Below are 13,080 nucleotides of genomic sequence, written 5' to 3'. Positions count from 1 at the left end.
GATGCGGCGGTGGCGCGGGACCATCGTTTCGGATGGGAACATCAGATGCAAGGGCAGATGCACGTGCACGCGACCGAAATAGGTGCTGACGTACCGATTCCCGGCCATTTTTTCTGCCCTCTCCGCGCCTCCCACCTGTCTCGCCGCCCCTTCTCGCCCCGTCCCCACCGGTCTCCGTGCCCCTCCGGCCTCCGGCTCCTTGCCGTATCTGTAACCGGACGAGTACAGCTCGGAGTGTTTTAGTGGCAGACTGCGATCCCTGAAGACGTTGGGGAGGCTGACGAACGTGAGCGCGGGAGAGCCCGGATCGGTGGTGCGGCGCATGCTGCTCGGCTCGCAACTCAGGCGACTGCGTGAAGCTCGGGGGATCACGCGCGAGGCGGCGGGGTACCACATCCGTGCCTCGGAATCGAAGATCAGCCGGATGGAGCTGGGCCGGGTGAGCTTCAAGACGAGGGACGTGGAGGACCTGCTGACGCTGTACGGCATCACGGACGAGCAGGAGCGCGCGTCCCTGGTGTCCCTGGCCCGGGAGGCGAACGTCGCCGGCTGGTGGCACAGCTACTCGGACGTGCTGCCCAGCTGGTTCCCGACGTACGTCGGCCTGGAGGGTGCGGCGTCCCTGATCCGCGCCTACGAGGTGCAGTTCGTGCACGGTCTGCTGCAGACCGAGGACTACGCCCGCGCGGTCGTCCGGCGCGGCATGAAGGGCGCGAGCGAGGCGGACGTCGAGAAGCGTGTGGCGCTGCGCCTGGAGCGGCAGAAGCACCTCGTCTCCGAGAGCGCCCCGGAGTTCCACATCGTTCTGGACGAGGCCGCGCTGCGCCGCCCCTACGGCGACCGCGAGGTGATGCGTGGCCAGATCCAGCACCTGATCGAGATGTCCGAGCGGGAGAACGTGCGGCTGCAGGTCATGCCGTTCAGCTTCGGCGGGCACTCCGGCGAGTCCGGCGCCTTCACGATCCTGAGCTTCCCGGAGTCCGACCTGTCGGACGTGGTCTACCTGGAGCAGCTCACCAGCGCCCTCTACCTGGACAAGGGGGAGGACGTTGCCCAGTACGAGAAGGCGATGAAGGAACTGCAGCACGACAGTCCCGGCCCGGACGAGAGCCGCGACCTGCTGCGGGGCCTGCTGCAGCTGATCTGACGATCAGGGAGCCGGATGACCGAGTGACCGGGTGGCCGGGTGGTCAGGTGACCGGGAGACCGGGAGACCGGGAGACCGAGTGGCCGGATGGCCCGGTGACCGGCCGGCCCGGGAACGGGCGGCCCCGCGGACACCCCTCGAGTTGTCCGCGAGTTGACCGAAGCTCCCCCTCAACTCGCTTGGAACGAGCGTACGATGACGCCTGTTCAGGCGTCCGTGCAGTCGTCGCCGCGGCGAGGGATTCGAGGGGTCCACATGTCGTCCTACTTCACCGAGCTGGCCCAGCAGTACATCGGTGGTGAGTGGCGCCCGGGCACAGGCTCCTGGGACATCATCGACTTCAACCCGTACAACGGCGAGAAGCTCGCCTCGATCACCATAGCCACGGCCGAGGAGGTCGACGAGGCCTACCGGGCGGCCGCCCGCGCCCAGAAGGAGTGGGCCGCGACCAACCCCTACTCCCGTCGCGCGGTGTTCGAGAGAGCGCTGCGGCTGATCGAGGAGCGCGAGCGGGAGATCACCGAGGTGATCATCGCCGAGCTGGGCGGCACCCACCTGAAGGCCGGCTTCGAACTGCACCTCGCCAAGGAGTTCCTGCGCGAGTCGATCCACCTGGCGCTGCGTCCCGAGGGCCGGATCCTCCCCTCCCCGATCGACGGCAAGGAGAACCGCCTCTACCGCGTCCCCGTCGGCGTCGTCGGCGTGATCAGCCCCTTCAACTTCCCGTTCCTGCTGTCGCTCAAGTCGGTCGCGCCGGCGCTCGCGCTCGGCAACGCCGTCGTCCTCAAGCCGCACCAGAACACCCCGATCACCGGCGGCTCCCTGATCGCGAAGATCTTCGAGGACGCGGGTCTGCCCGCCGGCCTGCTCAACGTCCTCATCACGGACGTCGCGGAGATCGGTGACGCCTTCCTGGAGCATCCCGTTCCGAAGGTCATCTCCTTCACCGGCTCCGACAAGGTCGGCCGTCACGTCGCCACCGTCTGCGCCGCGCAGTTCAAGCGCGCGGTCCTCGAACTGGGCGGCAACAGCGCGCTGGTCGTCCTCGACGACGCCGACCTCGACTACGCCGTCGACGCCGCCGTCTTCAGCCGCTACGTCCACCAGGGCCAGGTCTGCATGGCCGCCAACCGCATCCTGGTCGACCGCTCGGTGCAGGCGGAGTTCACCGAGAAGTTCGTCACCAAGGTCAGGTCCCTGAAGGTCGGCGACCCCAGCGACCCGCAGACGGTGATCGGCCCGGTGATCAACTCCCAGCAGGCGGATGCCGTCTCCGGCGCCGTCGAGCAGGCCCTCGCCGAGGGCGCCACCGCCCTGGTGCGCGGCGAGACCCGCGACACCCTCGTCGAGCCGTCCGTCCTGACCGACGTGCCCGCCGACTCCGCCCTGCTGCGGCAGGAGATCTTCGGCCCGGTCGCCTTCCTCATCCCCTTCGACGGCGAGGAGGAGGCGGTGCGCATCGTCAACGACACCCCGTACGGCCTCAGCGGCGCCGTGCACACCGCCGACGTCGAGCGCGGCGTGAACTTCGCCAAGCAGATCGACACCGGCATGTTCCACGTCAACGACGGCACCGTGCACGACGAGCCGCTCGTCCCCTTCGGCGGCGAGAAGAACTCCGGCGTGGGCCGCCTCAACGGCGAGACCACCCTGGACGCCTTCACCACGCTGAAGTGGATCTCGGTCCAGCACGGCCGGAGCGGCTTCCCGTTCTGACCGTTCCGACCGTCCTGGCCGTTCTGGCCGTTCTGGCCATTCCGGCTCGTTCCGGTCGCGACCGACCGCGTTCCCCTGTTCACCTCCGTTCAGCCCCGCACTTCCATCGCCGGGCCCCTTGCGGACAGAACCTGACCGCAAGGGGCCGTAGCGTCGTCGGTGTCAGGAAAACCGGACCCGACGAAAGGTGGCTGTCATGGTCATGCACGTACGCGCCGAGGCACCGGGCGACGAGCGCGGGGCGCTTCTCGCCTTCCTCGACGAGCAGCGCGGCGGCATCCGCCGGGCCGTGCTCGGTCTGACGGAGGAGCAGGCCCGCAGCACCCCCAGCGCGAGCGAGCTGTCGCTCGGCGGGCTGGTCAAGCACGTCGCCGAGGTCGAACAGGGCTGGATCGCCCGCGCCAAGGGCGAGCCGCCGGCGGTCGAGCGGAACGAGTCGAACTGGCACGAGTGCTTCCGGCTGACCGGCGAGGAGACGGTCGCCTCCCAGCTGGAGTACTGGGAGAAGGTCGCCGCCGAGACGGAGGCGTTCATCCGCTCGGCGCCCAGTCTGGACGTCACCTTCCCGCTGCCGAACGCCCCCTGGTTCCCGCCGGACGAGCGCGTCTCGCTGCGCTGGCTGCTGCTGCACCTCATCCGCGAGACCGCCCGGCACGCCGGCCACGCCGACATCATCCGCGAGTCCCTGGACGGCAGGACGGCGTTCGAGCTGGTGGCCCTCGCCCGGAACGGAGCCCCGGGTCCCGCCTAGATGTTCCGTCCGGGGCCGGGAGGCCGGTGACACGCCCGGCCCCGGCCCGGACTCGCCCCCCCCAACAGCCCGGAATCGCCCCCATCAGCCCGGACTCGCTCCCGCCGACCTGGACTCATCCCCACTGACCCGGATGCGCCCGCACTGACCCGGACTCACTCTTACCGGCCGGACTCACTCCTACCGGCCGGACTCACTCCCGGGCCAGCACCACCGCCGTCCCGTACGCGCACACCTCCGTGCCGATGTCCGCCGTCTCGGTGACGTCGAAGCGGAAGGCGAGGACCGCGTTGGCACCCCGCGCGCGGGCCTGCTCGACGAGGCGTTCCATGGCCTGGTTGCGGGTCTCGACGAGGGTCTTGGTGAGTCCGCGCAGCTCCCCGCCGACCACCGACTTCAGACCGGCGCCGATCTTGCTGCCGAGGTGCCGGGACCGGACGGTCAGCCCGAAGACCTCGCCCAGCACCTCCTGGACCCGGTGCCCGGGCACGTCGTTCGCCGTCACCACCAGCACGTCCGGCCGGGGCCCCTGACCACCGCCGTACTCATCGATGCCCATGTCCCACAGCTTCCGCCCGGAAGGCCCACGGCGCACCCCAAAGGGGCCGGTGGAACCCGGAGAGGACACCGGGCGTTGATAGCTTTGTGCGGCCGTATCAGAAAAACCGCCGCGTCCCCACCGTCAGGAGCCCGGAACCGTGACGACGCTTGCCCTCGGCCCGAGCTGGCTCGATCCGAACTATCTGCTGGACACGTTCGGCATCTGGGGTCTGCTCCTCATCGTCTTCGCGGAGTCGGGCCTGCTCATCGGCTTCTTCCTGCCGGGTGACTCGCTGCTGTTCACCTGCGGTCTGCTGATCACCTCGAACCAGCTGGACTTCCCGCTGGCCGCCGCCATCGCCCTGATCTGCCTCGCCGCGGTCCTCGGCGACCAGGCGGGCTACATGTTCGGCCGCAAGGTCGGCCCATCGCTGTTCACCCGGCCCGACTCGCGCCTGTTCAAGCAGGAGAACGTCACCAAGGCGCACGAGTTCTTCGAGAAACACGGCCCGAAGTCCCTGGTCCTGGCCCGCTTCGTGCCCATCGTGCGTACGTTCACGCCGATCATCGCCGGCGTCAGCGGCATGCGGTACCGCTCGTTCCTGGTGTTCAACGTCATCGGCGGCGTCCTGTGGGGCGCCGGCGTGACCCTCCTCGGCTCCTGGCTCGGCAACGTCGGCTTCGTCAAGAACAACATCGAGGCGATCCTCATCCTGATCGTCCTCGTCTCGGTCGTCCCCATCGGCATCGAGTACCTGCGCGCCCGCTCCAAGGCGAAGAACGCGCCGGCCGCGCAGGAGTCGGCGGCCGCGCAGGAGCAGCCCGCGGCACCGCCGCTCATGGACGACGCCACGACCCGCCTGCGCCGCGTGGAGCCCGCCCACCAGGACCAGGGGTACGGCGGGCAGGAGTACGGCGGGCAGCGGTACGACGCGCAGGGGTACGGCCGGCCGTACGCCCAGCAGCCGCACGGCCACCAGCCGTACGGCCAGGAGACCTATGACCGGCAGGGTTACGGCGACCAGGGATACGGCGACCAGGGATACGGCGACCAGGGTTACGGCGGCCAGGGCTACACCCAGCCCCATCCCCAGCAGCAGCCCCAGCCACAGCAGCCCCACCCCCAGCAGCCGTACGGCTACGACCAGCACTACTACGGCCGGCCGCACCCCCAGCAGCAGGACTGGCCGTACCCGTACGACGAGGACGGACGCCGCGCCCCGTGAGGGAGGACGGACGCCGCGCCCCGTGAGGGAGGACGGCCGCCGCGCCCCGTGAGGCACGGAACCCGCTAGAACCCCCGCGTCCGCTTGGCCGCCCGCCGCCGTGCCGCGTCCGCGCCCGGAACCCGCAGGAACAGCCGGAAGATCTCCGACCCCAGGTTGACGCCGATGGCGATCGCCATCGCCAGCGACGCGGCCTTGACCAGGGACACCAGGCCCGCGTCCACCTCGTTCTGCGCGATGGACAGCAGCCCGAAGTAGGTGGCCGATCCCGGCAGCAGGGGCCCGATGGCGGCGGTGGTGTACGGCAGCGCCGACGCGAACTGGTACCGCGACAGCAGCTGCCCGAACAGCCCGACCAGGCCGGCGGCCACGGCCGTGGAGGCGACCGGCGAGAGGTCGCCGACGTAGTGCATCGCGCCGTAGACGGCCCAGGCGACGCCTCCGTTGAGGGTCACCAGCAGCACGGTGGACCGTTCCTGCTGGAGCAGGACGGCGAAGGTCAGCGACAGCAGCATGGACGCGCCGAGCTGCCACAGCGGCCGTTCGGACAGGTGCAGGGCCGCGTCCGGATTGAGCGGGGCGCCCAGCTTCACGCCGAAGTAGAGCACCACCAGCACGCCGGTGACGATGCCGACGAAGAAGTACATGACCTCCAGCAGGCGCGCGGAGGCGGTGATGTAGAAGCCGGTCAGCCCGTCCTGCACGCCCGCGACCAGCGCCCGCCCGGGCAGCAGCGCGAACAGGCCACCGGTGATGACGGCGGACGCCCGCACGTGGACGTGGGCGAGGGTGAGGGCGACGCCGACCGCGGCAGGCGGCATCGCGGCGACCATGAACTGGTAGAACTCCGGCAGCCCGCGCCCCGCGCACAGCCACGCCAGCCGGTCGCCGAGCATCGCGCCCAGCGCGGCGGCCACGAACACGACGAGATTGCCGCCGACGAGCACCGAGGCCGCGCCCGCGAGCAGCCCGGCGGCCGCGGTGATCGCCCAGCCGGGGTAGGGGTGGCGGTTGCGGCGGATCTCCGCCAGGCGCCGGTAGGCCTCCTCCAGGGAGACGTGCGTCTCGGGATCGTGGAGGTCGTCGACGAGCCGGTAGACGGCCGCCAGACGCGTGTAGTCGGTGCCGCGGCGGCGCACCGTGCGGGAGGCGGAGACGGGATCGTCGACCAGGGACGGCTGGTAGGAGATCGACAGCAGGGTGAAGGTGACGTTCGGCTCGCAGCGGTCCAGGCCGTAGGAGCGGCACACGGCGAACATCGCCGTCTCCACGTCCTCGGCGCCCTCGCCGCCGGCCAGCAGCAGCTCCCCGATGCGCAGGGTCAGGTCGAGGACGCGCGGTACGGCCGGGCCGCCGTCGTCCTCCACCCGCTGCACCGGCTCGGGCGCGGGCCGCTCGGCCACCGGCAGGCGCAGCATGGTGCGCATCCGGTCCTGCCAGGGCAGGTCCTTGGTCAGCGTGACCACGGGTATGCCGGTGGGTGGGGTGAACGCGGGCGGGGCCGTACGGGCGTGGTACGTGCTCGGCGGACTGAACGCGGAGCCCTCCGGCTCGGCCGCCGACGGCTGCGGCACCTTCAGGCCCTCGGGGACCGCGAACTCGGAGGTGACCTCCGACTCCGGCACCGCCCGGGGCACGGCCAGCCCCTCCGGAATCGCGAACTCGCAGGTGGTGGACGCCTCACCGTCGCCGTCCACCGTTCCGACCGGAGGGCGAAACGCGCTCCTGGCCTCGTCCGACTGCGGTGTGCGGTCCTCCGCATCCGTCACTGGGCAACGCTCCCTGAACGACACATTCCGTAAGCCTCAGTATGTGCACAGGTGAGCGAACGGACCGCGTCACCCACAGGGGTCACGCGGTCCGCGGGCGGTGCGGCGGCGGATCAGTGGCCGCCCTGCTCCTTGAAGCGCTTCAGGGACCGCTCGATCTCCGCCTCGGCGTCGGCGCGGCCGACCCAGTTGGCGCCCTCGACCGACTTGCCGGGCTCCAGGTCCTTGTAGACCTCGAAGAAGTGCTGGATCTCCAGCCGGTCGAACTCCGACACGTGGTGGATGTCACGCAGGTGCTCCACCCGCGGGTCGGACGCCGGCACGCACAGCACCTTGTCGTCGCCGCCGGCCTCGTCCGTCATCCGGAACATCCCGATGGCGCGGCACTTGATCAGGCAGCCGGGGAACGTGGGCTCGTCCAGGATGACCAGCGCGTCCAGCGGGTCGCCGTCCTCGCCGAGGGTGTTCTCGACGAAGCCGTAGTCGGCCGGGTAGCTGGTCGAGGTGAAGAGACGGCGGTCCAGGCGGATACGACCGGTCTCGTGGTCCACCTCGTACTTGTTGCGCGAACCCTTCGGGATCTCGATCGTGACGTCGAACTCCACCGGTGGCTCCTCCATGATCAGCACATAGTTCTGGTGGTTAAGTGTCCCTCACGCAGGTGAGTGATCGCGAAAGGGGCTGGTGGTCGTGCCAGAGGTGAGGGCGTGGCAGGCCGCGAAACCACGGCTGGCGCGCCTCGCGCGCGCGGCGCGGCCGCGTCTGGCCGGGGCCGCGCAGACCGTGCGACCGCGTCTCGCGCGGCTGACCGCGAGACTGCGGGCCGCCCGGACGACGCAGTCGGCGGACCTTCCGGTCGCCCGGCCGGCGCGGTCCGTGAAGCCGCACGTCACGCGCCTCACGCAATCCGTGAAGCCGCACGTCACGCGCCTCACGCAGGCCGTGAAGCCGCGGGTGGCGCGCCTCACGCAGACCGTGGGACCGCGGATCGCGCGGCTCACGCGGGCCGCGGCCCCGCTCCCCGCGCGCACGGCGAGGAGCACGACCCGGCCCCTGAAGACCTGGCAGTACACCGCGGGCGCCGCCACCGCCGGACTGGCGCTCGCCGCCGGTGTGGTGACCGCCGCCGGTCCCTGGGACTCCACCGGTCAGCGTACGGCCGAGCGGGACTGGGCAGTGGCCCGGGGCGCCGGGGGTGGCGCAGATCACGGCCGTACGTCCGGTATGCCCCGCCCCGCGCCCAGCGCCCCCTCCGTCCTGGTGGGCCTCGCCGGCGGCACCGACGGCCCGGGGACCGCGCCCGCCGGCCCGGCCCTGGCCGGCGTCCTCGGCCCGCTGCTGGACGTGCCGTCCCTGGGCGCCCGGCGCGCCGCCGCGGTCGTCGACGTCGCCACCGGCAGGCTCCTGTACGGCCGGGGCGCCGACGACGCGCTGACCCCCGCCTCCACCACCAAGATCGCCACCGCCGTCGCCGCCCTGTCCGCGCTCGGCCCCGACCACCGCCTCACCACCCGCGCCGTCCTCGAACCCGGCACCCGCGAGCTGGTCCTCGTGGGCGGCGGCGACCCCACCCTCACCGCCCGCGAGGACGCCGCGGGCTGGGCGAGCCTGCGCACGCTGGCGGACCGGACGGCCGCGGCCCTGAAGCGGCACGGGCTGCGCACGGTGACGCTGTCGTACGACACCACGCTCTACACCGGCCCCGCACTTCACCCCATCGGGGTAAACGACAACCTCGCGCCCGTTACCGCCCTGATGGTGGACGAGGCCCGCACCGACGGCTCCGCCGCCGGCCCCGCACCCCGCGACACCGACCCGGCGGCGTCCGCGGCCCGCACCTTCGCCGGTCTGCTCAAGGAGCGCGGCATCACCACCACCGTGCCCGGCCCCTCCAGGGCCACCGCCCGCGCGACCACCCTCGCCGCCGTCTCCTCCCCCCCGCTGTCCGACCTGGTCGAGCGCATGCTCACCCACAGCGACAACGACATCGCCGAGGCCCTGGCCCGGCACACCGCCCTCGCCACCGGCCACCGCCCCGACTTCCCCGGCGGCGCCGCCGCGATCGCCGGCCGGCTGAAGCGGCTCGGTCTCCCGCTCGGCGGCGCCGCCTTCCACGACGGCAGCGGCCTGAACCGCGACGACCGCCTCACCGCCGGCCTCCTCACCGCCCTCCTCACCCAGGCCGGCTCCCCGGCCCACCCCGAGCTGCGGCCCGTCCTCACCGGCCTGCCCGTCGCCGGCTTCACCGGCACCCTCACCACCCGCTACACCGGCGCCACCGCCGCCACCGCCGCCGGCGTGGTCCGCGCCAAGACCGGCACCCTCACCGGCGTCAACACCCTCGCCGGCACCGTGGTCGACCGCACCGGCCGCCTGCTGGCCTTCGCCTTCCTGGCCTCCGGGACGACCGACCCGGCCGCGGCCCAGTCGGCCCTGGACCGGGCGGCGACGGCACTGGCGGGGTGCGGCTGCCGGTGACCCGCCGCCCGCGGACGGCGGCCGGGACGCGGTGCGCCGGCGGCGCGGACCCGCGGCGGCACCGCCACCTTCAAACAGCGGCGGCACCACCACGTTCGAACAAAGGCGCGGCCCCCGGTCGTCACGCCCTGCCCGCACCGGCGGCGCTCCCGTACGGTTGACACATGAGCATCGGTGGCGCTGCCTTCTCCGCATCCCCCGGGATGGTCGACTGGAACCTCGCCGTGGCGACCGCGACCCGGCTCGTACGACCCGGCCCCGACGTCACCCGCGACGAGGCTCGGGCCGTCGTCGCGGAGCTGCGCCGGCACGCCAAGGCCTCGGAGGAGCACGTCCGGGGCTTCACTCGTATGGGCGGCGAGGAGACCCACGACACCCCGGTCCTCGTCGTCGACCGCCCGGGCTGGATCCGGGCGAACGTGGCGGGGTTCCGGGAGATTCTCAAACCGCTGCTGGACAAGATGCAGCAGCGGCGCTCCCAGAGCCCCGGCGGCGCGCTGTTCGGCGCGGTCGGCGGCAAGGTCACCGGCGTGGAGCTGGGGATGCTGCTGTCGTTCCTCGCCTCCCGCGTGCTGGGCCAGTACGAGACGTTCGCCCCGTCCACCCGCGAACTGCCGGCCGGGGAGAACGGCGGCGGCCGGCTGCTGCTGGTCGCACCCAACATCGTGCACGTCGAGCGGGAGCTGGACGTCCAGCCGCACGACTTCCGCCTGTGGGTGTGCCTGCACGAGGAGACGCACCGCACCCAGTTCTCGGCGGTGCCCTGGCTGCGCGACCACCTCGAAGGCGAGATCCAGTCGTTTCTCGCGGAGACCGACGTCGACCCGATGACGCTCCTGGAGCGCGTCCGGGACGCTGCCCAGTCCCTCGTCGGCGGCCGGCCGGAGGGCGAGCGGGAGGACGGCGGGCACTCCCTCGTCGAGCTCGTGCAGACCCCCGCCCAGCGGGAGATCCTCGGCCGCCTGACCGCCGTGATGTCGCTGCTGGAAGGACACGCCGACTACGTCATGGACGGCGTGGGCCCCGACGTCGTGCCGACCGTCGCGGAGATCCGCGAGAAGTTCCAGCAGCGCCGCCAGAAGGGCGCCTCCCGCCTGGACATGGCCCTGCGCAAACTGCTCGGCCTGGACGCCAAACTGCGGCAGTACCGGGACGGCGAACGCTTCGTGCGGGCCGTCGTCGAGGAGGTCGGCATGGACGGCTTCAACAAGGTGTGGACCTCACCGAACACCCTGCCCACCAAGACGGAGATCTCCAAACCGGCGGACTGGGTCGCGCGGGTGCACCGCAGGCCGGAGGCGTGAACACCGCCGAAACGGAGTGGAGGCATGAACACCGCCGAAACGGAGTGGAGGCATGAACACCGCCGAAACGGAGTGGAGGCGTAAACACAGCCGGAACGGAGTGACGGAATCCGGCCGACGGCAGGCGAGCGCCCCTCCAATCACCCGTCCGAGGGACCGTGAGCCAGGGGAAGGCGTGCAATGCTCGGAGAACGGCCCGGTTCTGTCACCATCGAGACACTCTGAGTGACCGAACTCGGCCCCCACCCCCGGACAAGCTTCACGAAGGGAACCGGACATGGGTCCCCATCCTGCGGTCGCGGCGATACGCCTGGCGGTCCGCCGCGTCCTCCACGACATCCTCACCGAGCAGGCCGCCGCCCCGGCCGCTCCCCGGCCCACCACGGCCCTCCCGGAACCCGCCGCGCCGCCCGCGCCCGCGGCCGCGGCCGCGCAAGGGATCCCGCAGCCCCCCCAACACCCCGGACAGACCTGCGGACGGCCCACGCCGGCCGACCGGCCCGCCTCCCAGCAGACCCCCCACGAGCGGACCCCCTCCCCGCTCGTGCTCGTGGCCTGCTCCGGCGGCGCCGACTCCATGGCCCTCGCCTCCGCCCTCGCCTTCGAGGCGCCCAGGCTCGGCGTCCGCGCCGGCGGCGTCACCGTCGACCACGGCCTGCAGCCCGGCTCCGACACACGCGCCGCCGAGGTCGCCCAGCGGCTGCGCGAGCTGGGCCTGAGCCCCGTCGAGTCCGTCGCCGTCACCGTCGGCCGCGAAGGCGGGCCCGAGGCCGCCGCCCGCGACGCCCGCTACGCCGCCCTCGACGCCGTCGCCGAACGCCACGGCGCCGCCGCCGTGCTGCTCGGCCACACCCGCGACGACCAAGCCGAAACCGTCCTGCTGGGCCTCGCCCGCGGCTCCGGCATCCGTTCCCTGTCCGGCATGGCCGCGGTCTCGGGGGCCGGCGGCCGCTACCGCCGCCCCTTCCTGCACATCGACCGGCAGACCGCCCGCAAGGCATGCATGGTCCAGTCCCTGCCCGTCTGGGACGACCCGCACAACAGCGACCCCGCCTACACCCGCTCCCGGCTGCGCCACGAGGGCCTGCCCGCCCTGGAGAAAGCGCTCGGCAAGGGCGTCGTCGAGGCCCTCGCCCGCACCGCCCAGCTCTCCCGCGACGACGCCGACGCCCTCGACGCCTGGGCCGCCGCCGCCGAAGCCGGCGTGCGCGACGCCGGCGGCCTGCTGGAGTGCGCCAAACTGCACGCCCTGCCACCCGCCGTGCGCCGCCGCGTCCTGCGCCGCGCCGCCATCGCCGCCGGCGCCCCCGCCGGCTCCCTCTTCGCCCGGCACATCGAGGAGATCGACCGGCTCATCACCGGCTGGCGGGGCCAGGGGGCCATCAACCTCCCGGGCAAGGTCGTCGCTCAGCGGCAGGGTGGCAGACTGGTGATTCGGCAAGGCTGAATCCCTACCCTCGGGCCTCCCCTCGGGGAGGCGGCCGGCGGGACGACCGAAAGTGATGCGGGTGGACGCGAAAGACATGGGTGCCGACCTCAAGCAGGTACTCATCACCAAGGAAGAGATCGACGCGAAGCTGGCCGAGCTCGCCGCGAAGATCGACGCGGAGTACGCGGGCAAGGACCTGCTCCTCGTCGGTGTCCTCAAGGGCGCGGTCATGGTCATGGCCGACCTCGCCCGGGCGCTGTCCACCCCCGTCACCATGGACTGGATGGCCGTATCCTCGTACGGGGCGGGCACCCAGTCCTCCGGTGTCGTGCGGATCCTGAAGGACCTCGACACCGACATCAAGGGCAAGCACGTCCTCATCGTCGAGGACATCATCGACTCCGGCCTCACCCTGTCCTGGCTGATCAACAACCTGGGCTCGCGCGAACCGGCGTCCCTGAAGGTGTGCACCCTGCTGCGCAAGCCCGAGGCCGCCAAGGTCGCCATCGACGTGGAATGGGTCGGGTTCGACATCCCGAACGAATTCGTCGTCGGCTACGGCCTCGACTACGCGGAGAAGTACCGCAACCTGCCGTTCGTGGGTACGCTCGCGCCTCACGTCTACGGCGGCTGAGCGGACCCGTACGCGGACCGGGAACCCCGGCGGGTACGGAACCGTTGGAGCAAGCGGAGGCGGGATCGCCAGCCGTCCCGTGCGGC

The 13,080-nt window shown here is 72.0% G+C and carries 11 protein-coding genes; 8 read left to right on the top strand and 3 right to left on the bottom strand.

What is annotated here, in order from left to right; all coding sequences use genetic code 11:
* Window positions 1-310 precede the first annotated feature (310 nt).
* The 3 genes from IE225_RS12005 to IE225_RS11995 all read left to right on the top strand — a co-directional run bounded on the left by IE225_RS12005 (window position 311) and on the right by IE225_RS11995 (window position 3,614).
* Window positions 311-1,147, top strand: a complete 837-nt coding sequence (locus IE225_RS12005) for a Sco1979 family transcriptional regulator (RefSeq protein ID WP_506004980.1) — start codon at window positions 311-313, stop codon at window positions 1,145-1,147.
* Window positions 1,148-1,402: 255 nt separating this feature from the next.
* A complete protein-coding gene (locus IE225_RS12000) occupies window positions 1,403-2,863 on the top strand; it encodes an aldehyde dehydrogenase family protein (protein ID WP_190057429.1) in 1,461 nt (486 codons plus the stop codon).
* A gap of 196 nt (window positions 2,864-3,059) precedes the next feature.
* A complete protein-coding gene (locus IE225_RS11995; protein WP_190057428.1) occupies window positions 3,060-3,614 on the top strand; it encodes a DinB family protein in 555 nt (184 codons plus the stop codon).
* Between the two features lie 193 nt (window positions 3,615-3,807).
* Here IE225_RS11995 and IE225_RS11990 read toward each other — a convergent pair whose 3' ends face one another.
* Window positions 3,808-4,173 (bottom strand): YbjQ family protein, encoded by a 366-nt coding sequence (locus IE225_RS11990; protein WP_190057427.1) that lies wholly within the window; start codon window positions 4,171-4,173, stop codon window positions 3,808-3,810.
* 139 nt (window positions 4,174-4,312) lie between these two features.
* Here IE225_RS11990 and IE225_RS11985 point away from each other — a divergent pair, with 139 nt between their 5' ends.
* Window positions 4,313-5,380 carry a DedA family protein gene (locus IE225_RS11985; RefSeq protein ID WP_190057426.1) on the top strand — a complete coding sequence of 356 codons (1,068 nt, stop codon included), beginning with the start codon at window positions 4,313-4,315 and terminating at the stop codon, window positions 5,378-5,380.
* A 65-nt stretch (window positions 5,381-5,445) separates the two neighbouring features.
* Here the strand turns inward: IE225_RS11985 and IE225_RS11980 are convergent, their stop codons facing one another.
* Window positions 5,446-7,149, bottom strand: a complete 1,704-nt coding sequence (locus tag IE225_RS11980) for a threonine/serine exporter family protein (protein ID WP_190057425.1) — start codon at window positions 7,147-7,149, stop codon at window positions 5,446-5,448.
* Between the two features lie 113 nt (window positions 7,150-7,262).
* Window positions 7,263-7,754 carry an inorganic diphosphatase gene (locus IE225_RS11975; protein WP_190057537.1) on the bottom strand — a complete coding sequence of 164 codons (492 nt, stop codon included), beginning with the start codon at window positions 7,752-7,754 and terminating at the stop codon, window positions 7,263-7,265.
* 79 nt (window positions 7,755-7,833) lie between these two features.
* Between IE225_RS11975 and dacB the strand changes: the two genes are divergently transcribed.
* The 4 genes from dacB to hpt all read left to right on the top strand — a co-directional run bounded on the left by dacB (window position 7,834) and on the right by hpt (window position 12,994).
* The gene (gene dacB / locus IE225_RS11970; RefSeq protein WP_373303172.1) at window positions 7,834-9,627 is read left to right on the top strand and encodes a D-alanyl-D-alanine carboxypeptidase/D-alanyl-D-alanine endopeptidase; all 1,794 of its coding nucleotides are present in this window, start codon (window positions 7,834-7,836) and stop codon (window positions 9,625-9,627) included.
* A 164-nt stretch (window positions 9,628-9,791) separates the two neighbouring features.
* Window positions 9,792-10,931, top strand: coding sequence for an Rv3626c family coenzyme F420 biosynthesis-associated protein (locus tag IE225_RS11965; RefSeq protein WP_373303171.1), 1,140 nt, complete (start codon window positions 9,792-9,794; stop codon window positions 10,929-10,931).
* A gap of 277 nt (window positions 10,932-11,208) precedes the next feature.
* Window positions 11,209-12,378, top strand: coding sequence for a tRNA lysidine(34) synthetase TilS (gene tilS / locus IE225_RS11960; RefSeq protein WP_190057424.1), 1,170 nt, complete (start codon window positions 11,209-11,211; stop codon window positions 12,376-12,378).
* Between the two features lie 55 nt (window positions 12,379-12,433).
* Window positions 12,434-12,994 (top strand): hypoxanthine phosphoribosyltransferase, encoded by a 561-nt coding sequence (gene hpt, locus IE225_RS11955; RefSeq protein WP_190057423.1) that lies wholly within the window; start codon window positions 12,434-12,436, stop codon window positions 12,992-12,994.
* Window positions 12,995-13,080 lie beyond the last annotated feature (86 nt).

The organism is Streptomyces echinoruber, assembly GCF_014651135.1.
Lineage (GTDB): Bacteria > Actinomycetota > Actinomycetes > Streptomycetales > Streptomycetaceae > Streptomyces > Streptomyces echinoruber.
This window is presented reverse-complemented; position numbering and strand designations above follow the sequence as displayed.

What these genes read in the sequence shown, in the direction of transcription:
- hpt (WP_190057423.1), top strand. Translation starts at nt 12,434, where the DNA reads ATGCGGGTGGACGCGAAAGACATGGGTGCCGACCTCAAGCAGGTACTC.
- IE225_RS11965 (WP_373303171.1), top strand. Translation starts at nt 9,792, where the DNA reads ATGAGCATCGGTGGCGCTGCCTTCTCCGCATCCCCCGGGATGGTCGAC.
- tilS (WP_190057424.1), top strand. Translation starts at nt 11,209, where the DNA reads ATGGGTCCCCATCCTGCGGTCGCGGCGATACGCCTGGCGGTCCGCCGC.
- IE225_RS11995 (WP_190057428.1), top strand. Translation starts at nt 3,060, where the DNA reads ATGGTCATGCACGTACGCGCCGAGGCACCGGGCGACGAGCGCGGGGCG.
- IE225_RS12000 (WP_190057429.1), top strand. Translation starts at nt 1,403, where the DNA reads ATGTCGTCCTACTTCACCGAGCTGGCCCAGCAGTACATCGGTGGTGAG.
- IE225_RS11990 (WP_190057427.1), bottom strand. Translation starts at nt 4,173, where the DNA reads ATGGGCATCGATGAGTACGGCGGTGGTCAGGGGCCCCGGCCGGACGTG.